At 67.4% G+C, this 24,573-nt stretch carries 25 protein-coding genes; 4 read left to right on the forward strand and 21 right to left on the reverse strand.

Going from position 1 to position 24,573, the window contains the following annotated elements; all coding sequences use genetic code 11:
• Positions 1–2: 2 nt before the first annotated feature.
• From der to abc-f, 19 genes are all read right to left on the reverse strand, one after another.
• The gene (der, locus tag FX134_RS03650; RefSeq protein ID WP_080797729.1) at positions 3–1,319 is read right to left on the reverse strand and encodes a ribosome biogenesis GTPase Der; all 1,317 of its coding nucleotides are present in this window, start codon (positions 1,317–1,319) and stop codon (positions 3–5) included.
• A gap of 9 nt (positions 1,320–1,328) precedes the next feature.
• Positions 1,329–2,942, reverse strand: a complete 1,614-nt coding sequence (locus FX134_RS03655; RefSeq protein WP_080797733.1) for a DUF512 domain-containing protein — start codon at positions 2,940–2,942, stop codon at positions 1,329–1,331.
• A 662-nt stretch (positions 2,943–3,604) separates the two neighbouring features.
• A complete protein-coding gene (locus FX134_RS03660; RefSeq protein WP_080797736.1) occupies positions 3,605–4,099 on the reverse strand; it encodes a HigA family addiction module antitoxin in 495 nt (164 codons plus the stop codon).
• On the reverse strand, positions 4,096–5,265 hold the full coding sequence (locus tag FX134_RS03665; RefSeq protein WP_080797739.1) for an ArsA family ATPase: 1,170 nt from the start codon (positions 5,263–5,265) through the stop codon (positions 4,096–4,098). The genes FX134_RS03660 and FX134_RS03665 overlap by 4 nt, the downstream gene beginning before the upstream one ends.
• A 17-nt stretch (positions 5,266–5,282) precedes the next feature.
• Positions 5,283–5,492, reverse strand: a complete 210-nt coding sequence (locus FX134_RS03670; protein ID WP_080797742.1) for a hypothetical protein — start codon at positions 5,490–5,492, stop codon at positions 5,283–5,285.
• Positions 5,482–6,657, reverse strand: a complete 1,176-nt coding sequence (locus FX134_RS03675) for an ArsA family ATPase (RefSeq protein ID WP_080797745.1) — start codon at positions 6,655–6,657, stop codon at positions 5,482–5,484. The genes FX134_RS03670 and FX134_RS03675 overlap by 11 nt, the downstream gene beginning before the upstream one ends.
• Positions 6,658–6,753: 96 nt before the next feature.
• A complete protein-coding gene (locus FX134_RS03680; RefSeq protein WP_080797748.1) occupies positions 6,754–7,260 on the reverse strand; it encodes a MarR family winged helix-turn-helix transcriptional regulator in 507 nt (168 codons plus the stop codon).
• 198 nt (positions 7,261–7,458) lie between these two features.
• Positions 7,459–8,295 (reverse strand): 4-hydroxy-3-methylbut-2-enyl diphosphate reductase, encoded by an 837-nt coding sequence (ispH, locus tag FX134_RS03685; RefSeq protein WP_080797751.1) that lies wholly within the window; start codon positions 8,293–8,295, stop codon positions 7,459–7,461.
• The gene (locus tag FX134_RS03690) at positions 8,292–9,242 is read right to left on the reverse strand and encodes a lysophospholipid acyltransferase family protein (RefSeq protein WP_080797753.1); all 951 of its coding nucleotides are present in this window, start codon (positions 9,240–9,242) and stop codon (positions 8,292–8,294) included. The genes ispH and FX134_RS03690 overlap by 4 nt, the downstream gene beginning before the upstream one ends.
• A gap of 139 nt (positions 9,243–9,381) precedes the next feature.
• Entirely contained in the window at positions 9,382–10,062 is a 681-nt protein-coding gene (gene cmk / locus FX134_RS03695; RefSeq protein ID WP_080797756.1) for a (d)CMP kinase, read from the reverse strand.
• On the reverse strand, positions 10,059–11,387 hold the full coding sequence (gene aroA, locus FX134_RS03700; RefSeq protein WP_080797759.1) for a 3-phosphoshikimate 1-carboxyvinyltransferase: 1,329 nt from the start codon (positions 11,385–11,387) through the stop codon (positions 10,059–10,061). Before aroA ends, cmk begins: the two co-directional genes overlap by 4 nt.
• On the reverse strand, positions 11,377–12,576 hold the full coding sequence (locus tag FX134_RS03705; protein ID WP_232050830.1) for a prephenate dehydrogenase/arogenate dehydrogenase family protein: 1,200 nt from the start codon (positions 12,574–12,576) through the stop codon (positions 11,377–11,379). Before FX134_RS03705 ends, aroA begins: the two co-directional genes overlap by 11 nt.
• A 260-nt stretch (positions 12,577–12,836) precedes the next feature.
• Positions 12,837–13,703, reverse strand: a complete 867-nt coding sequence (locus FX134_RS03710) for a pseudouridine synthase (protein WP_080797765.1) — start codon at positions 13,701–13,703, stop codon at positions 12,837–12,839.
• Positions 13,704–13,865: 162 nt separating this feature from the next.
• On the reverse strand, positions 13,866–14,675 hold the full coding sequence (gene scpB / locus FX134_RS03715; protein WP_080797768.1) for an SMC-Scp complex subunit ScpB: 810 nt from the start codon (positions 14,673–14,675) through the stop codon (positions 13,866–13,868).
• A 6-nt stretch (positions 14,676–14,681) separates the two neighbouring features.
• Entirely contained in the window at positions 14,682–15,476 is a 795-nt protein-coding gene (locus FX134_RS03720; RefSeq protein ID WP_080797771.1) for a segregation and condensation protein A, read from the reverse strand.
• A gap of 12 nt (positions 15,477–15,488) precedes the next feature.
• Positions 15,489–16,166, reverse strand: a complete 678-nt coding sequence (locus tag FX134_RS03725) for a site-2 protease family protein (protein WP_080797773.1) — start codon at positions 16,164–16,166, stop codon at positions 15,489–15,491.
• A 410-nt stretch (positions 16,167–16,576) separates the two neighbouring features.
• Positions 16,577–17,659 (reverse strand): 3-phosphoserine/phosphohydroxythreonine transaminase, encoded by a 1,083-nt coding sequence (gene serC, locus FX134_RS03730; protein ID WP_080797776.1) that lies wholly within the window; start codon positions 17,657–17,659, stop codon positions 16,577–16,579.
• Positions 17,660–17,851: 192 nt separating this feature from the next.
• Positions 17,852–18,310 (reverse strand): tRNA (cytidine(34)-2'-O)-methyltransferase, encoded by a 459-nt coding sequence (locus tag FX134_RS03735; RefSeq protein ID WP_080797778.1) that lies wholly within the window; start codon positions 18,308–18,310, stop codon positions 17,852–17,854.
• 197 nt (positions 18,311–18,507) lie between these two features.
• Positions 18,508–20,550: a ribosomal protection-like ABC-F family protein gene (gene abc-f / locus FX134_RS03740; protein WP_080797783.1), complete on the reverse strand. Its 2,043-nt coding sequence runs from the start codon at positions 20,548–20,550 to the stop codon at positions 18,508–18,510.
• Between the two features lie 196 nt (positions 20,551–20,746).
• Between abc-f and FX134_RS14530 the strand changes: the two genes are divergently transcribed.
• The gene (locus FX134_RS14530) at positions 20,747–20,899 is read left to right on the forward strand and encodes a hypothetical protein (RefSeq protein ID WP_172623365.1); all 153 of its coding nucleotides are present in this window, start codon (positions 20,747–20,749) and stop codon (positions 20,897–20,899) included.
• Between the two features lie 88 nt (positions 20,900–20,987).
• On the forward strand, positions 20,988–21,362 hold the full coding sequence (locus FX134_RS03745) for a MerR family transcriptional regulator (protein ID WP_080797786.1): 375 nt from the start codon (positions 20,988–20,990) through the stop codon (positions 21,360–21,362).
• A gap of 13 nt (positions 21,363–21,375) precedes the next feature.
• Here FX134_RS03745 and FX134_RS03750 read toward each other — a convergent pair whose 3' ends face one another.
• Positions 21,376–23,049 carry a dicarboxylate/amino acid:cation symporter gene (locus tag FX134_RS03750; protein WP_080797789.1) on the reverse strand — a complete coding sequence of 558 codons (1,674 nt, stop codon included), beginning with the start codon at positions 23,047–23,049 and terminating at the stop codon, positions 21,376–21,378.
• A 367-nt stretch (positions 23,050–23,416) separates the two neighbouring features.
• Positions 23,417–23,677 carry a helix-turn-helix domain-containing protein gene (locus FX134_RS03755; RefSeq protein WP_080797792.1) on the reverse strand — a complete coding sequence of 87 codons (261 nt, stop codon included), beginning with the start codon at positions 23,675–23,677 and terminating at the stop codon, positions 23,417–23,419.
• 162 nt (positions 23,678–23,839) lie between these two features.
• On the opposite strand from FX134_RS03755, the gene FX134_RS03760 reads away from it, so the two are divergent.
• Both FX134_RS03760 and FX134_RS03765 read left to right on the forward strand, forming a co-directional pair.
• Positions 23,840–24,124, forward strand: a complete 285-nt coding sequence (locus tag FX134_RS03760; protein WP_143412124.1) for a hypothetical protein — start codon at positions 23,840–23,842, stop codon at positions 24,122–24,124.
• Between the two features lie 4 nt (positions 24,125–24,128).
• Entirely contained in the window at positions 24,129–24,566 is a 438-nt protein-coding gene (locus FX134_RS03765; RefSeq protein WP_080797796.1) for a hypothetical protein, read from the forward strand.
• The last annotated feature ends 7 nt before the right edge of the window (positions 24,567–24,573 follow it).

Genomic DNA, 24,573 nt, shown 5'->3' on the forward strand with positions numbered 1-24,573 from the left:
CCTTAGTCCTTCTTCTTGAACTTCAACGTGATCGGCGTGCCCACGAGGTCGAAGCCCTCGCGCAGCCGGTTCTCGAGGAACCGCTCGTAGTTGTCGTTCACGAGGTCGGGCCGGTTCACGAAGAACGTGAAGCGCGGCGGGCGCGTGGCCGTCTGCGTCACGTACTTCATGCGCAGCACCGCCTTGCCGCTGCTCACCGTGTGGCCGCCCTCGCGGATGGTGCCGAGCCAGGTGTTGAGCTGGTTGGTGGGGATGGTCTGGCTGAAGTTCTCATAGGCGAGGTCGATGGCGTCCCAGATGCGGTCCACCTTCTTGCCGGTGAGCGCCGAGATGGCGATGACCGGCGCGTAGCCCACGAACGTGAGGCGGTCGGCGATGCGCTCGCGGATCTCGGCCTTGGCCTCGGGTCCCTCCACGAGGTCCCACTTGTTCAGCACGATGACCATGGCGCACCCGCGCTCGGCGGCGAACCCGGCCACGCGCTGGTCCTGGTCGGTGAGGCCGAGCGTGGAGTCGATGACCAAGAGCGCCACGTCGGCGCGGTCGATGGCGCGCATGGCGCGCACGAAGCCGTAGTACTCCACGTCCTCGTCGATCTGGCTCTTGCGGCGCAAACCGGCGGTGTCGACGATGGTGTAGCGGCGGCCGTCGTGTTCCACGTGCGTGTCGATGGCGTCGCGCGTGGTGCCGGCCACGTCGGAGACGATGGAGCGCTCGTTTGCCGTCATCTTGTTCGTGAGCGAGGACTTGCCGGCGTTCGGGCGACCGATGATGGCCACGTTGATGCCGGGCTCGTCGTCCTCCCCGCCGGGCAGCTCCGCGCGCTTGAGCTCCTCGACGACCGCATCGAGCAAATCTCCCGTGCCGTGGCCGTGCATCGACGAGACGGGCCACGGATCCCCCAGGCCCAGCTGGTAGAACTCCCACAGCTCGTCTTCGCGGTTCGGCGTGTCCATCTTGTTCACGACGAGGAACACCGGCTTGTTCGTCTTGCGCAAGATGCGCGCGACGGCCTCGTCGTCGGCGTTGATGCCGGTCTTGCCGTCCACGAGGAAGATGACGACGTCGGCCTCGTTCGCGCCGGCGATGGCCTGCGCGCGGATGGAGCCTTGGAAGGCGTCGTCGTCGCCCATCTCGATGCCGCCGGTGTCGACGAGCTTGAACTCGACGCCGTTCCAGTCGGCCTCATGGTAAGAGCGGTCGCGTGTGACGCCGCGCATCTCGTGGACGATGGCCTCGTCGGCCTGGACTATGCGGTTGACGAAGGTGGATTTGCCGACGTTCGGCCGTCCCACCACCGCCACTAGGGGCAAAGGCATGATGCTTCCTCACAGGTTGGTTCGGTCAGGGGCCGCCGTGCGTTCGCGCGCGGCCAGATCGACGATCTCCCGCAGGAAATCGGACGCGTTACAGGATACCACGGACATGCGCGCCCCGGCCGCGTTTTCCATATCCTCCAAAGTCATGTCATCGAGCGTCACCATATCGTCGTTGAACATGACGCGCGGAAGGAGGTAAAGAGAGCGTGCGCGCGACGTCTGGGCTCCCTCGTTGTCATCCTGAGCGGAGGCTCGCCTCTTGTCATCCTGGGCGGAGGCTCGCCTCTTGTCATCCTGAGCGAGCGAAGCGAGTCGAAGGATCCCGTGCGGCGACAGCCCCGGATCTTCCTGTTGGCACCGCGCGGGATCCTTCGACTCCGCGGCTATGCCGCTCCGCTCAGGATGACAGGCCCTCACCGCCGCCGCGATGTCGCAGCCGCAGAGGAGGCCGGTCACGTCCACGTTGCCGCCGAAGAACTCGTTCTTCACGTACAGCGGCTCGAACAGGCCCGCGAGCGGGCTTTCCTCCACCAGCGGCCCGAGGAAGTGGCGCGTGGCGCAGCCGGCCACGAAGCGCACGCGTAGGCCCGCGTCGCGCAGCGCGGCGGCGGCCTGCTCCGACAGTCCCGCGCGCTCGGCCTCGCGCCAATCGTCGACGAACGAGCGGATGATGCCCACGCCGTCCTCGAACATGGCGAAGTCGCCGTACTGCGCGGCCGGCGGCAGGTTCTCCAAGAGCGCAGGGCCATACGCGTTGTGGTAGAACTCATCGGCCGCGAAGGCCCACATCGTCCCCCGCTCGGCGAGCGCGCGCTCCTGGAAGGGCACGATGCGCTCCATGGCGGCGCGCGCGGCAGCCGGGTCGTTGAAGCTGCGCGTGAAGCGCGTCTGGTGCTTCGTGAACCCCAGCGGCACGATGCACACGTCCAGGATGCCTGGGCGCGCGTAAGCCCAGGCCAGCGTCTCGACCAGAGCGTCGCCGTCGTTCTCGTCGGGCATGAGCACGATCTGCGCGTGGAACTCGATGCCCGCGGCCAGCAGCCGGTCGAGCGCGTCCAGGCCGTGCTGTGCGTGGCGGCCGATGATGCGGCGGCGCACCTCGGGGTTCGAGGCATGCAGCGACACGCGCAGGGGCGAGATGCGCTGCTCCAGGATGCGCGCCTCATCGGCGGCCGTGAGGTTCGTGAACGTGACGAACGTGCCCGCGAGGAAGCTCAGGCGGAAGTCGTCGTCGCGCAGCGTGAGCGAGGGCCGCATATCATCGGGCAGCTGCCGCATGAAGCAGAACGTGCAGGCGTTGCGGCACTGCTTCACGCCGTCGAACACCACGCCCTCGAACTCGAAACCCCAGTCCTCGCCGGGCTCGCGCTCGAGCTCCACCACTCCCGCGTCGCCGTCGAGGTCGATGTAGCCGAGTTCGATCACATCGTCGGACGCGAGCCACCGCCAGTCGATGAGGTCGCGCACCGGACGTCCGTCCACGCTGGTCACGTAGCAGCCGGGCTCGAACCCCGCATCGTCAGCCGGGCTCTGGGACGCGACCGCCCGCACGAGCGCCCGCGGCGCCTCGGGCTCGCCGACCCGCGCCGCGCGTTCAATGTCCTTGGAGGGATAGGTGCTCATGAAAAGGCCTTCGCTCTGTCGAGAAGATTCTCCGGATCGTGCCCCGTCGATACTCGCTTCAAGAACCGATACAATGCAAAACGCCCGAGGCAGGTACAATGCATACCGTTCGGGCGCTTGATGTTTTCTACTATAGGCCAGCATCTTACTTTGTGTCAACGACACCGCTGTGGCGATTCACGAAAAGCACGTGGGCAGGTTGCTCGCCGCAGGTCGACCGAAGTCACAAGGCATGGCGCGATGCGCATGCGCGTCGTCTTGAGGGCAGATGTTTTCAGGGCTTCGTGACAGGTGATGACCGAAATTCATCATTCGAAGCTGTTGAATTTCGCTCTCGGAAGCAGCTTCGATTTCTTAAACCGCGTTTCGCCAGAAGAGTGTATGAGATTCGACGATTTTTGAGCAAAAAATTCGTTATAGGACGCTTCGAGCCCTCTTCCCCGCTCAAAAACCGAGTTGGCACAAGGAATGGTCATCCCCCTCATTCCCTTGACCAGCGCAAATACACTGCCGCCCTCAAGCACATATGAATTATCGCTCTTTTTATCGCAATTTCTGCTCAAAAAATCGTGAATCAGGTGCACTGAGTATCATCATGAGATCGCACTTGCATCCGTATTGGGCGTGAATGTAAACCACGGCCATGCCTATGAGCACGCTGTTCACACCGGCTCCGATGCATTGCGCGCATCTCCTCGTCCATCATTTGCGAGCACGCCCCCTCCCCGCTTCCCGCAATGCCTTGAGGGTGGTTTCTTTCGATCGCGTCCATCCCACCGGTCGAACTCGGCGCAGGTTGCGGCGTTCCAGGGCCGGATCTTCCGTAGCTCGGGGCCCAGCTTGCGACGCGCCATCTCGGTGTCGTAGGCAGCTTGGGCTCGGAGCCAATAGCCGTCGGACAGACCGAAGAAGCGGCAGAGGCGCAGGTCGGTGTCGGCGGTGACGGCACGGCGGTTCAGCACGATCTGGCCGATGCGCTGGGCCGGCACCCCGATCTCCTTCGCCAAGCGACACTGCGAGATGCCCAACGGCTCCAAGAACTCCTCTTTGAGAAGCTCGCCGGGAGAAACAGGGTCGATGATGTCGTTTTCGCTCGCGATGCGCCTCGCTTCCCGTCTATCGTGATGCCTCGCGACGGCATAGAAAGATAGTATCATGCCTCCTCGAACCGCACGACCAGCAGGCCGTCCTCGTGGCGGGCGCCGACGACGGCGCAGCCGCGCAGGTGGGCGGGCAGCGGGATGCGGCGGCGCTGGTTGGCGAGCGACACCACGAGGGCGTCGCCGTCCTGCACGAGGTCGAGGTCGCGCTTGTCGAAGAACGGCGCGGGCACGACCAGCTCGCAGCCACCCTCGCGCGCGCCCGCCGCCTCGACGGGCGTCAGCAGGGCCGCCGGGTCCCCGTCGCCGAAGAGCTCGCGCGCCGCCGCGCGCAGGCCGTCCACGCCGCGCAGCTCGCCGTGGCGCAGCATGAGGCGCAGCACCGCCGTGCCCGAAAATGAGCGCTCTATCTCCTCGAGCGACGTGCGCTGCAGCTCCGTCCAGCCGTCGAAGTAGCCCGCGAGCGCATCCTCCGGATACAGCCGGTTCACCACCACGGCGTCCACGTGGTAGCCGTACAGGCCGAGCCACGCGAACGCCCGCTTCGCCTCCTTCACCACGATGCGTTCGGCCGTGGTGACCACGCGTAGGCTCACGCGACTCGTGTCGGTGAGCAGCTCGCGCAGGCGCTCCAAGCGACTCACCAGCGCGGACAGCTCGTCGAACAGGGAGTCGTCGGGCATGGGCATCTTCATCACGCGCTCGATGAGCGGCCCGCCCACCTTGAGCGCCTTGCGCTTCAGGGGCAGCGCCCGCTCGATGAAGTCGCCGAAGCGCTCGGGGTACTTGAGCAGCGAGAGCGTCTCGCCGGTGGGCGCGCAGTCCACCACCAGAACGTCGTAGGCGCCCGCGTCGTCGATGTCGAGCAGCGCGCCCAGCGAGAGCAGCTCCTCCAGGCCGGGGAACATGAACAGCTCCTCGGCCTCGATGCCCGCCTCCGCGCCGTCCGCGTGGCTCGTCATGACCGCGCGCAGGTAGCCCTGCAGCTGGCCCCAGGCGGCGCGGCCGGCCACGACGGGGTCGATCTCGAGCGCGTCCAGGTTGGGCGCGATGGAAGCGGGCTCGCTTCCAAGGGGGCAGTCGAACGCGTCGCCCAGGCTGTGGGCCACGTCGGTGCTGGCCACGAGCACGCGCCGACCCGTCTCGGCCAGGCGCAGCGCCGTCGCGGCAGCCACGCAGGTCTTGCCCGCGCCGCCCTTTCCGGTATACAGGATGATCCTCATGTTTCGCCTCTCCCCTTCTAGCCGATGTCAATGGGGCGCGCAACACAGCCCCGCCCTGCGTCCCGGGGCCGTCCGCCGGGTGACTCGAGCACGTCCAGGGCCGCCTCGGAGAGCGCCCGCACCGCGCATGCCGCCGCGCGGCGCGCCTCCGGCGGCACGAGCGCAGCCACAGCCTCGGCCTCGAGGCGCTTGGCCTTTAGCATCTTCCCTACGAACTCAGCGTTCATCATCTACTCCTTTCGCGAACTCAACCCGCAGCACGCCGTCGTCCAGCTTGGCGGCGGCTACGTCGAAGCCGGCCAGCGCGTTCGGCAGCGGGATGCAGCGCGTCATGGCACCCACGCGCACCACCAGGTCGCTACCGGCCTGGTAGAGCTCCATCGCACGCTTGTCGGCGAGCGGCAGCGCCAGCAGAAGCGCCCAGCCCGCGTCCGTCCTCTCGTAGCGCTCGTGCTCCACAGGCGGCGCGGCGGCGAACACGGCGTCGTCGGGCAGCTCGGCCGCGAGTCGCCTCACGCCCTCCATCCCGCAGATGTCGGTGCCGTACCAGGGAACCTGCGCGCGCGGCAGGCCGGCGAACACCTGCGAGAGCTCGGCCATGCACCGCGCCTGCACGTCGGCCCATTCGGCGAAGAAGCCGCCGCGCGCCTCGGGCGGCAGCACGCGGTTCACCACCAGGCCGTCCACCCGGTAGCCGAACAGGTTCAGGTAGAGGAAGTTGCGCTTCGTCTCCTCCACCACCATCTTCTCGGGCAGCGCCACGATGCGCACCGACGTGCGCTCCGGATCCTTCAGCAGCTGCTGCAGCTCGATGAGCCGCGCGTAGAGGCGTTCGATGTCGGACATCGCGCGCCTGTCGGGCAGCTCCACCTTGAGCAGCTTCTTCGACAGAGGCGAGAGCACGCGCAGGGCCACCTTTCCCACCGGTAGCCATTTCTCCAGATACCAGCCGAACAGCTCGGGGAACTTGAGCAGCGAGAGCGTCTCGCCGGTGGGCGCGCAGTCAACCACGATGAAGTCGTAGGCGCCGCCCTCGGCGAAGTCGATGAGCTTGAGCAGGGCGAACAGGCCGTCCATGCCCGGCATCGCGGGAAGGTCCCCGTCGTCGCCCCCGCCCATGCTGGACGCCATTGAAAGAGCCGACGTCACGAGCGCGCCGTAGCCCTCCTCCATGATGCGGTCGGCATCGAGCTCCACGGCGTCGAGGTTCTCCGCCACGTTCACCACGTCGGGGCCGATGCGCATATCCAGCACGTCGCCCACGCTGTGCGCCGCATCGGTGCTGGCCAGAAGCGTACGCTGGCCCTCGACCGCGAGCTTGAGCGCGCTCGCCGCCGCGACGCTCGTCTTGCCGACGCCGCCTTTCCCTGTGAACACCCGTATGAGCGCCATACCCTCGTCCTTCCTTCTGGTTGCGAATTATTCATCAGTCGAAGTATTAGTCCGAAAAGAGCGGCCCGCCGGCCGCATCCTTCGCATTCCCGCGCCTCACTCGATGGCGATGCGCTTCATGCCGCCCTTGCCGTGCGCCGCGCCCTCGCGTTCGCCCGCCTCCTGCGCGAGCAGCGCGGGCAGCCGGCCGACCACCTTGAGCAGAACGCGGCGCTCCTCGTCGTCGAGTCCCTCGAAGACGCGCCCCAGCGTCGAGCCCACGGCCTCCAGCACGGAGGCAACCTGCGCGCTCCCCTGCTCGGTGATGCGCACCACCATGACGCGCTTGTCCTGCTCGCTGCGCCAGCGCTGCACGAGTCCGCGCTTCTCCAGGCGGTTCACGATGCCCGTGGCCGTGTTGAGCGGGACGCCCACGTACTCGGCCAGGCGCGACATGGATGTCTCGCCCGCGCGGTACACGTGCACGAGCGCGAGCATCTCGTTCTTCGAGCAGTCCATGAGCGCGTTCTGCCACCAGCCGGCCGCGAACGCGTCCTTCGCCGCATCGAGGAACTCCCAGTACGCCCCCTCGAACTCCGCTCCGGGGACTACGCGCTTCGCCATCAATACTTCCTTTCTCGAAGTATTTTCATTCTGCCACCGAAGTAATGCGCTGTCAAGAGAATACTCAATCTTTACGACGCGCAAGATCGTGAACAGCCTTTTCGGTACGAATGTTTCACGTGAAACATTGCACACCCGTAACGTGAAATCGCTCAAAGCGACCCACTGCCCCAAACAGGGACGCCCCCGTTTAGGACATCACAACGCCTCCAGGCGCTCCACTACGGCGGCTATCTGGTCCTCGGGGGTACTGGCGCCGGCGGTGACGCCCACGGTTTCGCAGTCGGCGAACCAGGCGGGGTCGATCTCGTCGGCGGACTCCACGTGGTGGGTGCGCGGGCAGGCGGCGGCGCAGATGTCGGCGAGGCGCGTGGTGTTCGACGAGTTGCGCCCCCCGATGACCACGAGGGCGTCCACCTCGCCCGCGAGCGCGGCGGCCGACTCCTGGCGCTGGCGCGTGGCGAAGCAGATGGTGTTCTTCACCTCGGGCTCGATGCCGCGCGCGGAGAGGGCGGCCGTCACCGCATCGAGCGCCTCGCGCGTCTGCGTGGTCTGCACGACGATGCCCACCGGTGCCTCAAGGGCATCGGGCAGATCGGCTGGCTCGGCCACCACGGCCACCTGGCCGCCCGCCTCGCGCGCGCACGCCACCAGGCCCTCCACCTCGGGATGGCCCGCCTCCCCCACCACCACCACGCGCCCGCAGCGCCGGGCGAGGTCGGCCGCCGCCCTCTGCGCGCGGGCGACATGCGGGCAAGTGGCATCCAGGATGGGCAGCCCGCGCTCCTCGACGCTGCGGCGCACCGCCGGCGTCACACCGTGGCTGCGGATGATGACCGTGCCGCGCTCCACGTCCTCAGGACCGCCGACGGCATGCACGCCGCGCTCGGCGAGGTCGGCCACCACCTGCGGGTTGTGGATGAGCGGCCCCAGCGTGGACGCGCCCTCCCCTCCCTCGGAGGCCTCGATGGCCATGTCGAGCGCGCGCTGCACGCCGTAGCACGCGCCCGCGTATTCGGCGCGGACCACCCTCATGAGGCGCTCCCGTCGGGAGAAGAGGGTGACGCGCCTTCGGCGCTTTCTTGAGAGGATCCTTCGACTGCGCGCTGCGCGCTCCGCTCAGGATGACGGGGGGTGGGCTGCTCCGCTCGCTCAGGATGACAGAGGGAGGCCACGACTTCCTCGGAGGTGTGCTCGGGGATGGGATGCTCGGCGAAGGCGGCGGTGAAGTCCTTGCCGCCCGGGAACAGGGCGGGCATGTCCACCTGCTCGCGCGGAACGCGCAGCGACAGGGCGAAGCACTCGCGCATGGCGTACCACGTGCAGCCGTCGAGGCGGTCCTCCTTCGGCAGGAAGTCGAAGTCCTCCACCAGCACCGGGTTGCCGTACTCGATGGATATCTTCGGGAAATGCAGCCGCTCGCCCTTGCGCTTGACGTTCTCGGCGTTGCGCACGGTCATGGGCAGGATGGGCACCTTCCCCATCTTCGCGATGAACGCGGCACCGGAGTGCAGCTCGGGCGTGCGATCGCTCTTGCCGCGCCGGGTGCCCTCGGGCATGATGCCGACGATCTCGCCGTTCTTCAGCATGCGCGTGGCGCGCTTGATGGCGGTGCGGTCGGCGGCGTCGCGCTTGATGGGGAACGCCCCCACGCGCGAGAGGATCTGCCCCACCAGACCGTGCGCGTTGCCGAACAGGTTCTCGCGGCCCATGAAGCGGATCCACTGCTTCGGGCGCGTGACCAGGTACATGATGGCCACGTCCAGAAACGAGGTGTGGTTCGCGATGACCACGAGGCCGCTCTTGCCCGCGAACGCGCGGATGCGCTCGCGGTGCTCCACCTTGTAGCGGAAGCAGATCTTGAACACGAACGCGAGGAAGCCCCAGATGAGGTTGCCCGACCAGTGGGGCGCCTGCTTCTCGTCGGACGTGCCGCCGAAGGGCATGTCCCACATCTTCTCGTAGGGAAGGAAAAGGCTCACGTACTCTCTCCTTATCGTGCGTTTACCTGCTGTCGCCGCGCGGGATCCTTCGACTCCGCGCTGCGCGCTGCGCTCAGGATGACAAATGGTTCCGCTGCGCGCTCCGCTCAGGATGACAAATGGGGCCGCTACGCTGCGCTCAGGATGACAGTTGCTTCTCGCGGGCGAGGGCCACGATGTCGTCGATCACATCCTCGATGTAGCGGCCGGTGGAGTCGAGGCGCACCGCGTCGTCGGCGGGCTTCAGGGGCGAGGCGGCGCGCGAGGAGTCGAGGTCGTCGCGGCGGCGGATGTCGGCGAGCACCACGTCGTAGTCGATGGAGCCCACGCCGCGGTCGACGTTCTGGCGCACGCGGCGGTGCGCGCGCTCCTCGGCCGACGCCGTCAGGAACACCTTGACCGGCGCCTCGGGGAACACCACCGTGCCGATGTCGCGGCCCTCCACCACGTAGTCGCCCGAGCGGCCGATGCGCTGCTGCTGCTCCACGAGCGCCGCGCGCACCGCGGGCACGGCCGACACGGGGCTCACGGCGCGGTCGATCTCGGCCGTGCGGATGGCGCTGCTCACGTCGACGCCGCCGATGGTGACGCCCTTGGGCATGGGGTCGCCCGGCTCGTGCAGAAACGCGATCTCGCACTCGCGCGCGACGCGGCCGAGGCCCTCGGCGTCGTCGAGCGCGACGCCGTCCTCGAGCGCGCGCCACGCCACGGCGCGATACATCGCGCCCGTGTCCAGGCAGGAGAAGCCGAGCTCGCGGGCCGCGGCCTTCGCGACCGTGGACTTTCCGGCCCCGCTCGGGCCGTCTATGGCGATGATCATCGTGCCAACCTTTCGATGTCGGAGAGGAATTGGGGATAGCTGATCTTGACGGAGTCGAAGTTGGCCACCTGCACGGGCGCGGTGCCGCAGAGGCCAGCGAGCGCCCAGGTCATGGCCAGGCGGTGGTCCATCTTCGAGTCGAACACGGCCCCGGCGGGCGTGCGCAGGCCGGGCTGGCCCTCCACGTACAGGTCGTTGCCGTCGATCCACGCCTCCACGCCGAGCGCCTCGAGGCCCTCCACGATGGCGGCCAGGCGGTCGGTTTCCTTGACGCGCAGCTCGCTCACCTCGCGAAACACCGTCACGCCGCGCGCGTGGGCCGCGACGAGCGCGAGCACGGGCACCTCGTCGACGATGGTGGCTATCTTCTCGGCCGGCACCTCGCAGCCGTGCAGCGCCGGGGTGTGGCACGCCGAGATGATGCCGAAGGGCTCCTTGCCCGCCGCGCCCGCGTGGCGCACGCTCACCTCGGCGCCCATGCGCTCGAGCGTGCGCGTGAAGCCGATGCGCGCGGTGTTCAGGCTCACGTTCTCCACCTGGATGGAGCTGCCGGGCTTGAGCACGGCGGCGCACACGAGGAAGGCGGCTGACGACGGATCGCCCGGCACGCGCACCTCGCAGGCAGCGAGCGCAGCGGGACCCGTCACGCTGGCCGTGCGGTCGGCGGCCGTGGTGGTCACGCCGAACTCGGGCAGCATGAGCTCGGTGTGGTTGCGCGAAGGAGCGGGCTCGTTCAAGGTGGTAGTGCCGTCGGCATAGACGCCAGCCAGCAGCACGGCGGTCTTGAGCTGGGCCGATGCCATAGGCGCGTCGTAGGTGATGGCGCGCAGCCGCGACGAGCCGCACACCGTGAGCGGCAGCGTCTCGCGCCCCTCGGGCAAGAAGCGCGCGCCCATCTTCATGAGCGGCGCGGTGATGCGGCGCATGGGCCGGCGCTTGAGCGACTCGTCGCCCGTGAGCTCCACCTGCACGTCCCACGGCGCGAGCACGCCCATGAGCAGGCGCGCGGTGGTGCCGGAGTTGCCGCAGTCGATCGCCTCGCCGGGCCGCTTCGGGCCGCGCGCGCCCCAACCGGTGATGCCGCCGGCCAGGCTGCCGTCGGGCCGCTTCTCAAGCGACACCTCGGCACCCAGCTGGCTCACGGCCTTGATGGACGAGCGCACGTCGTCGGAGTCGAGCACGCCCGAGAGCCGCGAGGTGCCCTCGGCCATGGCCGCGAACAGCACCGCGCGGTGCGAGATGGACTTGTCGCCGGGCACCGCGGTCGATCCGCGCAGGGGCGCGGGCAGGGGGTTCACGACGGTGAGGCTTGCTTCATGCGACATGGGTGTGCTCCTTTGCCGTCAGCGGGCTGAACGATACCGAGAAGCCCGCATTGATGAGCTGGGCGGATAGCTGGCCGATGTCGCCCTCGTCGGTGAGCACGAGGCTGAGCACGGCGCTGTCCTCCGTAACGTGATCGATCTCGATGGACTGGATATTGCAGCCCACCGAGCTGGTGACGGTGGTGACCTCGGCCACCACGCCGGGACGGTCCTCCATGGGGATGCGCACCTCCAGCAGGCGCTCCGTGGAGGGCACCCACGCCGCGGGCAGCGCCCGGCGCGCTTCGGCGGCCTCGGCCAGAAGCGCGGTCATACGCGCCCTATCGCCTGCGGAAAGCGCGTCGGCGAACGAGGCGATGATGCCCTGGATCTCGGCGAGCCCCGCCCCCAAGGCCTCGCGGTTGTCGAACGCGATGCCGCACCACAGCTCGGGCGAGCCGGCCGCGATGCGCGTGGAGTCCTTGAAGCCGCCGGCGGCCAGCCGCATGAGCGCCTGCTGATCGTCGGCATGGCGGCTGGCCAGCTGCATGAGCGAGGACGCCATGAGGTGCGGCACGTGGCTCACCACGGCCACCGCCGCGTCGTGGTCCTCGCGCGGCAGCGCGATGACGCGCGCGCCGAGCGAGGTGACCAGCTCGTGGAGGCGCGGGAAGTGCTCAGCCGGCGTGTCGGCGTCCGGGCAGAGGATCCAGTGCGCGCCCTTGAACAGGTCGGGCCGCGCGCCGTCGATGCCGTTCTTCTCGGAACCCGCCATGGGATGGCCCGGCACGAAGTTCTCGGGATGCGGCAGGATGCGCGCCGCGGCCTCGGCGATGCGGGCTTTCGTGGAAGCGGTGTCGGTGACGATGCCGCGGTAGTCCCAGGCAGCGAGGCGCTCGAAGTGCCCCTCCACCACGTCAACGGGCGCGGCGAGCACCACGAGGTCGCAGCCGTCGCGCACGAAGCGCTCGAACGCGGGGTCGTCGGGCAGGACGCCCTCGGCGGCCCAGCCGCGCCGGACGGCCTCCTCGAGCGTGCGCGCGTCCACATCGACGGCGAGCACCTCCGTGTCCGGATGGACGGAGCGGACGGCGGCGGCGAACGACGCGCCCACCAGGCCAAAGCCCACGACGGCGATGCGCTCGAAGCCCGCCCCTCCTGTCTGCACCTGCTTGTGCGCCATATCGTGCGGCACCTCTCCCTCTCTCACGTGCTTCCCATCTCGAGTTCCGCCATCCTGGGCGGAGCGCGCAGCGCATACCTTTTGTCATCCTGAGCGGAGCGCGCAGCGCATACCTTTTGTCATCCTGAGCGGAGCGCGCAGCGCGGAGTCGAAGGATCCCGGCGGCACCAGCAGGAACGTTTTCAGCTGGCCGCGCGGGATCCTTCGACTCCGTCGGCTTCGCCGCCTCCGCTCAGACAACCTCGATACCGATCTTGGTTCAATAGAGAACCGGCATCATTCTAGCATTAATCGCGGCCCTCGGCCGCCGCATGCAGCGCCGCCACCTCGTCTGCGGAAAGCTCGCGCCACTCCCCGCGTGCAAGGCCCCCCAGCTCGAGCGGCCCGAACGAGTCGCGGTGCAGCGCCACCACCGGGTGACCGATGGCCCCCAGCATGCGCTTGACCTGGCGCTTCCTTCCTTCGTGCAGGCAGATGCGCACGAAGGAGCGCGCGTCGACCCGGCCCCGGCACACGTCGGCGTACTCGCGCGAGGAACGCGGCGGCACCGCGGGCGGCACGTCGAGCACCCGTCCCGCGCGCGCGGCCTGCCCTCCTTCGAGCAGGCGCGCGTCGGCCGGCAGGGCGGGCCCGTCGTCGAGCTCGATGCCGCTTCGCAGCTGCTCGAGCTCGCGCTCCGTCGGCCGGCCCTCCACGCAGGCCAGGTAGCGCTTCACCACATGGCGCTTCGGGTGCAGCAGGCCGTTTCCCAGCTCGCCGTCGGTGGAGAACAGCAGAAGCCCCGTCGTGTCGGCGTCGAGCCGGCCCACCGGGAAGAGCCCCGGGTAGGCATCCGTCGGCACGAGCTCGGCCACGGTCGGTCGGCCCTGCGGGTCCGACATCGTGGTCACGTAGCCGGCGGGCTTGTGCAGCATGAGCGTGACCGGCCCGTCCGCGAGCCGCACCACGCGCCCGTCCACCGCCACCTCGTCCACGAGCGGGTCCACCTTGCTCCCGAGCTCGGTCACCACCTGCCCGTTCACGGTGACGCGCCCCGCCGTCATGAGGTTCTCCGACCCCCGCCGGCTCGCCGCCCCCGCCCGCGCGAGGAACTTCTGCAACCGCATAGGCACGATGCGGTCGTCCGATCCGGGATTCTGCCCCAGCTCGCTCATCGCCCACCTTCGATCTTCGCAAAATGTCCTCCGAAACCGCAACGGAAGCAGTGCGGCGGCTGCGACGGGCCAAGGCGATGCCCACCAAGCGAGTTCCGCAGCGCAGCGAGGACTGTTTGAGCGACTGGGCATCGCCTTGGCCCATCGCAGCCGCAAGGGGAGCTATTCGTCATCGGTCTCGAACGTCAGGTTGTCGAAGTCGATCTTCTCCACCAGGCCGAACCCGCTCGCCATGGCCTCGGCGAGCATCCGCTGGGCGGCGTCCGCGGCGGCCTCCTCGCGGGGGCTCTCCATGCTCACGACCGCCGCGTCGTCGTCGAGATCGAACTCCACGCCGTCGAGCGGGTCGCCCCCCTCCCCGTCCAGGCGCGCGCCCTCGGCGATGCGCACGTCCTCGCGCGTGGCCGAGAGGCGCTCGCGGATGAACGCGCGCGTGTCGTCATCGGGCGCGAACTGGTCCAGATCCGGCAGGTCGGCGGTGGAGCGCAGGCCGAACTTCTCCAAGAACGCGCGCGTCGTGGCGTAGAGCACGGGATTGCCCGGCGAGTCGGCCGTGCCCGCCTCGCGCACGAGCCCCTTCTCCACGAGCGAGTTGATGGAGCTGTCGGAGTTCACGCCGCGCACGCTGGCCACGCCGCTGCGCGTGACCGGCTGCAGGTACGCCACGATGGCGAGCGTCTCCATGGCCGCCTGCGAGAGCTTGCGCGTGTCCCACGAGAGCACGTAGCGCTCGATGAGCTCGTGGTACGCGGGATGGGTGTACAGCCGCCATCCGCCGGCCACCTCGCGCAGCTGGATGCCGCGGTCCTCCTCGGCCAGCTGCTCGCGCAGCTCCACGAGCGCGCGCTCCGCCTCGGCGGGCTCCACCTCCAGCATGTCGGCGAGCGCGATGGTGCCCACCGGCTCGTCGGTTACGAACAGCAGGGCCTCCACGGCCCCTTTGAGCTGGCTTTCCTGCAATCCTTGGAACATGCGGGACTACCCTTCCTCCCCGACGGACGTGAGGGCGTCGTCCCCGTCGAGCAGAAGCTCGCCCGAGCCCTCGATGTAGCGTATGTCGATGTCGCCGAACTGCTCGACCTGCTCGATCCGCACCATGCCGCGCTTGTACAGCTCGAGGATGGCGAGGAACGTCACCACCACGACGGGCGTCGGCGTGCGCACGTCCACGAGCTCGGAAAAGCTCAGGCGCTTCTTGTTGCGGATGCGCTGGTGGATGGCGCGCACGTGCACCTCCACGGGGATAGGCTTCGCGGCGATGTGCTCGGATTCCAAAAGGAACACGTCGCGGCGCGCGAGGGCCCGGGCGGCCAGGAGCGCCAGGCCGTCGAGCGTGACGTCCTTCAGATAGTCGGGCATGAGGTTCAAGAAGCACGCGTCGGGGCCGAAGGGGCGCGGGTGCATGCGGCCCTCGGACACGAAGCGCATGTGCAGCGCGCTGGCCGCGTTCTTGTACTGCTTGTACGCGAGCAGGCGCTCCACCAGGATGTCGCGCGCTTCGCTGGGGGCGAGCTCGGCGATGTCGTCGTCCACCGCGTCGCGCTCGCGCGGCAGCAGGCTCTCGGCCTTGATCTCCAGCAGCGTCGAGGCCACCAGCAGGAAGTCGCTCGCCACGTCGAGGTCGAGCGTGTCCATGCGGCTGACCTCGGCCAGGTACTGGTCGGCGATCTGCGTGATCGATATCGCTCCGATGTCCACCTTCTGGCGGCTGACCAGGTACAGCAGAAGATCGAACGGCCCCTCGAAACTGTCTATGCGAACCTTGTACGACACGGCTGCGCCCCGCTATCCGCCGAACGAGAACAGCAGGTCGAACACGTTGCCGGCCGTGAAGTCCAGGTAGATGCCGATGGGGTTGAAATGCAGCACGTAGGGCACGAGCAGCACCACGATGAGGAACACGGGCATCGCGTAGCGCTGCACCTTGTAGTACTGCGGCAGGTACTTCGGCGGCAGGAAGAACGCGAAGATGGACGAGCCGTCCAGCGGCGGTATGGGCAGCAGGTTGAAGAACATCAGGTACAGGTTGATCAGCGAGAACATGGGCAAAAACAGCGTGAGGAAGTAATAGAACACCTCGTTCTGCACGAGCGCGCCCACCGGCAGCACGAACATGAGCAGCGTGTACACGAGCGCGCCGAGGATGGCGAGCGCCAGGTTGGCGGCCGGGCCCGCGAGCCCCACGATGAGGTCGCCCTTGCGCGGGTCCTTGAAGTACGCGGGGTTGTACGGCACCGGCTTCGCGTAGCCGAACACGGGCATGTTCATGGCCATGAGCAGAAGCGGCATGATGACGGTTCCGAAGGGGTCGATGTGCTTGAGCGGGTTGAACGACAGCCGCCCCGCGCGCTTGGCCGTGGGGTCGCCTAACCTGTAGGCCGCGAAGCCGTGGCAGGCCTCGTGGCACACGATGGCGGGGACGAAGCTCAAGATGGAGCAGATGAGATAGGGTATCGATATCATAGTGCCGACAAGTCTAGCGCAACCGCGCCCCGCGACAGGCTGACGGGGCGAAACTTCACAAGTAAACGAGCGCGGCGGGCCCCGCCGCCGAGGGGCGCGTCACAGCCTTTCGCGCGAAGGGAGCGCGTACTAGGCCCCTTCCGTCTTTTGTCTGAGCGGAGCGCGCCAGCTTCCTTTTGCCATCCTGAAGTGGAGCGCGCCAGCTTCCCTTTGTCATCCTGAGCGGAGCGCGCCAGCTTCCCTTTGTCATCCTGAGCGAGCGTAGCGAGTCGAAGGATCCCGCGCGGTGTCAACTGGAAGACTTTCAGCTGGCGCCGCACGGGATCCTTCGACTCCGCGGCTTCGCCGCTTCGCTCAGGATGACAAACTGAAAGCGCCCGCCGGTTTCGGCGGGCGCTTTCCGCGCGCCCTTACGCGTTCTCCTCCTCGAACTTCTTCATGAAGGCCACCAGCGCCTCCACGCCTTCGCGGGGCATGGCGTTGTAGATGCTCGCGCGCATACCGCCCACGCTGCGGTGGCCCTTGATGTTCTCGATGCCGGCCTTCTTCGCCTCGGCGACGAACTTCGCGTCCAGCTCGTCGCTTCCCGTGACGAACGGCACGTTCATGATGGAGCGATCCTCCACGCGCGCGGTGCCCTTGAAGAGCTTGCTCGCGTCAAGGTAGTCGTAGAGCAGCTGCGCCTTCTCGACGTTGCGCTTCTGCATGCCCTCGAGGCCGCCCTGCTCCTTCAGCCACTTGAACACGAGGCCGCAGATGTAGATGCCGTAGCACGGCGGGGTGTTATACAGGCTGTCGTTGTCGGCCATGGTCTTGTAGCGCAGCATGGTGGGCGTGCCAGGGAACACGTCTTCGCTGATCAGGTCGTCGCGGATGATGACGATGGCCACGCCCGCCGGGCCGACGTTCTTCTGCACGCCGCCGTAGATGAGGCCGTACTTCTCCACGTCGATGGGCTCGGAGAGGAAGCACGACGACACGTCGGCCACGAGCGGCTTGCCGTTCGTGTCGGGCAGCTCGTGGTAGACGGTGCCGTAGATGGTCTCGTTCTGGCAGATGTAGACGTAGTCGGCGTCGTCGGAGAGCTCGAGGGCGTGCACGTCGGGCACGTAGGAGAAGTTCTCGTCCTCGGAGCTGGCGATGCAGCGCGCGTCGCCGTACATCTTGGCCTCCTTGAAGGCCTTCTTCGACCAGGAGCCGCTCACGATGTAGTCGGCCACCTTGTTATGCATGAGGTTCATGGGGATGGCCGCGAACTGCGTGGACGCGCCGCCCTGCAAAAACAGCACGCGATAGTTGTCCGGGATGCCCATGAGGTCGCGCAGGTCCTGCTCGGCGGTCTCGATGATGCCCTTGAACGCGGCGGAGCGGTGGGACATCTCCATGACCGACATGCCGCAGCCCTGATAGTCGAGCATCTCGGACGCGGCTTGCGCGAGCACCTCCTCGGGCAGCACCGCGGGACCGGCGGAGAAATTGTACACTCGAGCCATGGATGACCTCCTTGATACGCTTCTAGACAATGCGGTCAAGTATACACGCGAAAGCAGCGGGCGGCGCGCTTTATCCCGCTAAAGCGGCGAATCTGCGCATGGACGGTCGGAGGGGCCTGCGGGGCGCATTGTCGCCCGAAACGTACGGTTTTCCGCCCGAAACCGTACGTTTCGGGCGACAATGCGCCCCGCCTACCCGAGTCCCGGCCATCCCTGCTGGCGAAGGGCCTCGTAGGCGGCGACGGCCACGGCGTTGCTCAGGTTGAGGCTCCGCAGGCCCTCGCGCATGGGGATGCGCACGCAGCGGTTCGCGTGCGCCTCGATGAGGCCGAGCGGCAGCCCCCGGCTCTCGCGGCCGAACACGAGGAACGCGCCCGGCCCGTAGGATGCCTCGGCGAAGGAGCGGTGCGACTGCCCGGTGAACAGGTGCAGCTCGCCCGCGCCATGCGCCTCGAAGAACGCCTCGACGCAGGGCCAGCGCACGAGGTCCACCTCGTCCCAGTAGTCGCAGCCGGCGCGCGCGAGCTGCTTGGCCGTGAGCCGGAACCCCATCGGCTCCACCAGGTGCAGCCGCGCGCCCACGCACGCGCACGTCCGCGCGATGTTCCCCGTGTTCTGCGGGATCTCGGGCTCCACGAGGACTATGTTCAACCGGCTGTCATCCTGAGCGGAGGCGCGCAGCGCCGGAGTCGAAGGATCCCCTGCGGCGTCAGCAGGAGCGTTAACGGCTGACGCCGCACGGGATCCTTCGGCTCGCTTCGCTCGCTCAGGATGACAAGAGGGGACGCCCGCTCGCTCAGGATGACAAAGGGGGACGCCCGCTCGCTCAGGATGACAACCAAGGCCGCTCACATCGCCTCCGCCTGCTTCGCCATCTCTTCCTCCAGCTCTTCGGTGAGCAGGAACCATTCCTCCTCGGCCGACGCGAGCCGCTGCTTGAGCTTGGCGTGCTCGGCGACGGCGTCGGAGGAGGCGTCCTCGTTGATGTAGAAGTCCGGGTCGGCCATGAGCTCGAGGAGCTCGGCCATGCGCGCGTTGTCGCGCTCCATCTGGCGGTCGAGCTCGGCAATGCGCTTGCGGTGGTTCTTGAGCGCGGCGTAGGCGCGGTTGCGCGCCTCGGCCTCGCGGCGCTTCTGCTCCTTGGTCTTGGGGGCGCTCTCGCGCGGAGCCGTGAGCTCGGCGGCCGGCGCGGCGGGCGCGGCCTTGGCCTTAGGCGCGGCGGCCTTCGCCTTGCCCTTGGCCGGCGCCTCCCCCATCACCTCGTCCACGAGCGAGCGCTCCTCGGGCGCGGGGCCGTCCAGCTGGCCGCTCTTGAACAGGTAGTAGTCGTAGTCGCCGTCGTAGTTCGTCACGCGGCCGGGCGTCACCTCCACGATGCGGTTCGCCACGCCGCGGATGAGGTGCCTATCGTGCGTGATGAACAGGATCGTGCCCTCGAACGCGCGCAGCGCCTGCTCCAGGATGTCGGCGCTCGCGATGTCCAGGTGGTTCGTGGGCTCGTCGAGGCACAGCAGCGGACGGGGCGCCACGAGCATCTTCGCCAGCGCGAGGCGGCTCTTCTCGCCGCCGGAGAGCACGCTCACGCGCTTGTCCACCGCATCTCCCGTGAACAGGAACGCGCCCAGAAGCGTGCGCACCTGCGAGATGGTCCAGCCCGGCGCCACGTGGTCGAGCTCCTCGAACACGGTGTTGCCGGGATGCAGTTCCTCCAACTGGTGCTGCGCGTAGTAGGTCTTCGTCACGTGCACGCCGTAGTCGATGGTTCCCGCGTCGGGTGCCATCGCGCCGGCGATCATCTTGAGCAGCGTCGACTTGCCCGCGCCGTTGGGGCCCACGAGCGCTATCTTGTCGCCGCGGTACATGGTGAAGTCGAAGCCGTCGTACACCGTCTTGTCGCCGAAGCGCTTCACCAGGCCGCGCGCCCGCACCACCTCGTCGCCCGTGCGCGGCGGCTGCTTGAAGTTGAACTTGACGGTCTTCTTCTCCTCGGGAAGCTCGATGCGCTCGATCTTCTCCAGCTTGCGCACGCGGTCCTGCACCTGCTTGGCCTTGGTGGCCTTGTAGCGGAACTTCTCGATGAACGCCTCCATGTGGGCGATCTCCTCGGCCTGCTTGGCGGCCTGGGCGCGCAGGCGCTCGAGGTGCTCCTCGCGGGCGCGCAGGTAGGCGGAGTAGTTGCCCTTGTACAGGTTCACCTGGCCGTTGTCCACCTCGGCCACGCGATCCACCATGTTGTCCATGAACGCGCGGTCGTGGCTGACCACGATCACGGTGCCGCCGTAGCCGCGCAGGAATCCCTCGAGCCACTTCACGCTCTCGAGGTCCAGGTGGTTGGTGGGCTCGTCGAGCAGGAGCACCTCGGGGTTGCGGATGAGCAGCTTCGCCAGCGCGATGCGCATCTGCCAGCCGCCGGAGAACTCCGTGGTCAGGCGGCGCAGGTCCTCCTCCTTGAAGCCCAGGCCGAACATGACGCTGCGCACCTTCGCCTCGATGGTGTAGCCGCCCAGCACCTCGTAGGCGTCGCGCGCCCGGCCGGCGGCGGCCAGCTGCTGCGCCGTGGGATCCTCGCCCAGCTCGTGCTCGAGCTTGTACAGGCGCCGCTCGGCCTCGAGCACCTCCACCTGCGAGGACATGACCTCCTCGAAGATGGGCTGCTCGGCCATCTCGATGGCCTCCTGCTCCAGGTATCCCACGCGCGCGCCCTTCGCGAACAGCACGCGGCCCTCGTCGGCGTCCTCGGCGCCCGAGATGATGTTGAGCATGGTGGTCTTGCCCGCGCCGTTGGGGCCGACGAGCGCCAGGCGGTCGTACTCCTCGAGGCGGAACGTCACGTCATGGAAGAGCCGGCGCCCTCCGAACGACTTGGATATATGCTCGAGCTGCATGATCATGGTGCATCGGCGCTTTCTGTCGCAGAGTCCTCTGGCGTCCTGCAAGGCCGGCGACGCCTCCGCTCGCCCGTCTGGCGATGCGAGGCTGCCCGGTTGGACGCAACTTGTCTATGATAGCGGAAGAGGCCGCGCGCGGCCAAACGGCCTCGCCGATCCCAGAAAGCAACTACAACGACCGCACGATGGGAGGCGCCCCATGACCAGGAACCCGAACACGCGCGTCGAGGACCTGCACGCCGCGAAGGCGAAGGATGCCGACAAGGGCAAGGACGCCCTCACGCTGGGGTCGCTCTTCGCCGCCGGCTTCATCCTCATGGTGTCGTTCATCATGAAGCGCTTCTACGAGTAGCCGGCGGCGCTTCAGTTTTCGCGAAATCCCCTTGACTTGGAGTGCGCTCCATGTGCTTCAATGCTCCTTGAGCGAAAGGAGCCCCTCGATGAAGATCGCCGAAGTGAGCAAAACCTACGGCCTGTCCGCCGACACGCTGCGCTATTACGAGCGCATCGGCCTTTTGCCCGGCGTGACGCGCACGTCCAGCGGCATCCGCGACTACAGCGAGCAGGACTGCGCCCGCGTGGAGTTCGTGAAGTGCATGCGCGGCGCGAGCGTGTCCATCGAGGCGCTCATCGAGTACATGGCGCTGTTCGAGGAGGGCGACGCGACCACCGAGGCCCGCAAGGCCCTGCTCGAGGAGCAGCGCGACCTCGTGCAGGCGCGCATCGCCGAGATGCAGGCGGGCCTCGACCGCCTGAACTACAAGATAGACAACTACGAGCAGATCATGCTCGAAGGAGAGCGGAAGATGCGCTGAGGCTTCGGCGCGCCTAGTCTGCCGGAGCCGAAGCCGACGCGGCGTCCTCCGCAGGCGCGGCATCCGCCGGCGCGCCCGCAGCCGCCGCCCGGAGGCGCTCGACGTCGCACTTCCCCATCTTCAGCGCCGTGCGCAGCGAGTGGATGGGGATGGTCAGGCTCTTGCATCCCGACGTGATGGCGTCGAACACGAAGTCCACGGCCGCGAACACGGCCACCGTGGCGCCGCCCAGGCCCATGCTGGTCAGCACGATGGCGTACAAAGGGATGATGCCGCCGGGAATGGGCGGGATGGAGCTGCCCAGCAGAAAGCAGGTGATATAGGCCACCAGCAGCATATACAGCTCGATCTGCACTCCTTCGTACTGGGCCGAGTAGAACAGGAACAGCACGAGCACCGCGCAGCTGAAGCACGTGTAGAACGTGAGCGCGAGCGGGTGCATGAACCGCGTGAGGGCCGCGTCGATGAAGAACCGGTTCTCCATGATCTCCTCGTTCGCCCTGTAGGCCGCCGTGGAGGATGCCGTCGTGAAGCCGATGAGGCCCGCGGGAAGCGCGGTCTTCAGCAGGTAGAGCGGGCTCACCTTCGCGGCGATGGCGGTGGTGACCAGCGAGAACGCACCGACGATCGCCGAGACGAACAGCAGGCACCCGATGGAGACGAGCAAGGGCAGAAGCACGCCGCCGTCGGTGGTCACCGCCAGGTGCGCCATGGCCAAAAACACGAACGCCGGCAGGAACCTGAGGACGGCCGACATGACCCATTGCACGAGCGCGTCGGCCTCCATCGCGAGCGACGCGAGCACGGGCACCCTCCGGCGCGCGACGATGAGCCCCACGCCGAACACGAACGCCCAGAACACGATCTGCAGCGCGTTGCCCGTCAGGAACGGGTCGACGAAGTTCTTGGGGATGATGGCGAGCACGACGTCGACGATGTCGGCCGTCTCGTTGCTGCCCGTGACCGTGCCGTCGAACGACACGCCGTAGATGGCCACCATCACGGCCATTGCCAGGCCGACGGTGACGAAGTTGTACAGCAGCTGGCGCGAGAGCACCGTCTTGCCCATGCCCTTGAGCGCGGCGATGCTGTCCAGGCCCGACACGGCGACGAGCACGGCGAAGAACAGCAGCGGCCCCACGACGGCGCCCAGCAGCCCGAGGAACGTGTCGAACAGCGGGGTGACGAACGCCACGAGCAGGAAGTCGCACAGCTCGGGCGCCGCGAACCGGAGCACCAGCCCGAAGGACAGGCCGAGGACGAGCGCGCCCATGTTCCGGACGGCGTCGCCCGCCTTCTTCCGCGGGATCTCGCGCACGGCCCGCGCCCCCGTCGGCGTGATCGCGACGTTCCACTCCGTGCCGAGGTTGCTCGCGAACTCCTCGGAGAACTCGTCGGGGCCCTCCCCTTCCTCGTCCGGCGCGGAGCCGACGCTGCGCGGCCCCTCGCATTCGACGATGAGGAGCGTGCGCCGCAGCCGCCTGCTCTTCTTCACGCTGCACGGGCGGCCCTGCCATCCGTCGTCCGCCAGCCGCAGCAGGATGTTCTCGAGCGAGATGCGCACGAGGTCGCGCACCTTGCCGTCGCGTCCCTCGAGGAGCCGGGAGAGGGCCTCGGCCGCATCCCCTTCCACGCGCTCGGCGTCGAGCGGGAACGAAACCCTCTCCGAACCGGTCTTTCCGAACATGGCGCCCCCTCCTCGTCCACGATGCCGCACGGCATCAGTGTAGGGGCGGACCCGCACCGGGACTACACCACGCGCCCCTGCCCGGGCGGTGAGGCGCCCGCGGGAAGGCGCGGGCGGCACTAAAGGAAAAGCAGGCCAGAAATCGCTTCTGACCTGCTTCGAATTCAAATGGCTCCCCGGGTAGGATTCGAACCTACAACCCTCCGGTTAACAGGGGCTTTAGAGCATATCTGACTACGCTGAAAAAAATTGTTTGTGCAGGTCAGAGCATTGCATACCTTGTTGTTTTTCGCAGATAATCTGGTGGCAACATTGACAGTTGCCACCAGATTGCCACCACTTTTAGCTAGCTTTTCAACGTTGAGGACTAGCAATCTTGTACATCCTCGTTGGGTTTCATAAGTTCCCACACAGGTATACTCAGACCGTCCGCGATCCTAATGATGATATCGATGGTGGGGTTCGCCCTGCCGAACTCGATGTTTCGCAGGTAGTTGCGGTTTATACCGACCATGAGCGCCAGCTTCTCCACGCTGATGCCATGGGCGCGACGGGCCGCGCGCACCTTCCCGCCGATAATCTTTTTGTAAGCATACGCATCCATGGAAAACAGACTATTGCGTTCCATGGCACAAAACGCCTATTATAGTAGGCGTAAGGCAATCGCCACGAAACCAATGCCGCGCAGACGGCGGGACGGGCGAATCCCGAACGGACAAGACAACTATTGGCGGAACCCCGAACCCAGGGGGCCTGCCGCGACGCGTCCGCACGAACGAAGGGATTCGCAATGGAAGATGGAATGACCGGCACGCGAGCCGGATTCGCCCTCGAAAGGGCAACCGGCCTTCTGAACGAGGCGTACGAGATCGTGGCGGGAGCGTCCGCGATCCTCGATATGCTCTACGAGCGCCTGCAAGACGCCGAGGGAGCCGAATCCGCGGAGATGGCAGGGGTCGCGTTTGTCGCGCGCCGCTGCCTCGACCAAAGCGCAGGGATCATCGCCGAAGCCGACGATGCTCTGGACGGCCTGAGAGGCGAGCCGTCGTGCAAAGCCAACGAGGACGGGAGGTAGGGCCATGCAGGAGTACCGGGAGATCAAGAGGATGCTCACGGGCAACCTCGCCGCCGGTGCCGTCCTCGGGGCGATCCTCGCGGGCTTCTTCGCCTACAACGCCGCCCGCCCCGAACTCAACGCCAGCTTCTTCCAGTCGGCGGCACAGGCCGGGCACGCGGAGACGGATGCCATGATCGCGTTCGTCGTCGGCGTTGCCCTCGTATGCCTTTGCTTCTTCGCGTTCGGGCTTTTCCTCCCCCTCGGGCGCGAGGCCATCAAGCGCGCGAAGGACAGGATGCTGTCGGGCTGGATCGTGAGCCTTTTCGTCCTGCTCGTAATCCAGATCGCATACCTCGGCATCGTGCTCACATGCGGCAGCTTCGTGGGACTTGCCTACCTACTCTACAACCTCGTGAGGCTGAGGCGCGTCAAGAGGGCCACAGCAACGGAAGGGCGGTGACGCCGCG

This window comes from Arabiibacter massiliensis, assembly GCF_902386925.1.
GTDB classification, from domain to species: Bacteria; Actinomycetota; Coriobacteriia; order Coriobacteriales; family Eggerthellaceae; genus Arabiibacter; species Arabiibacter massiliensis.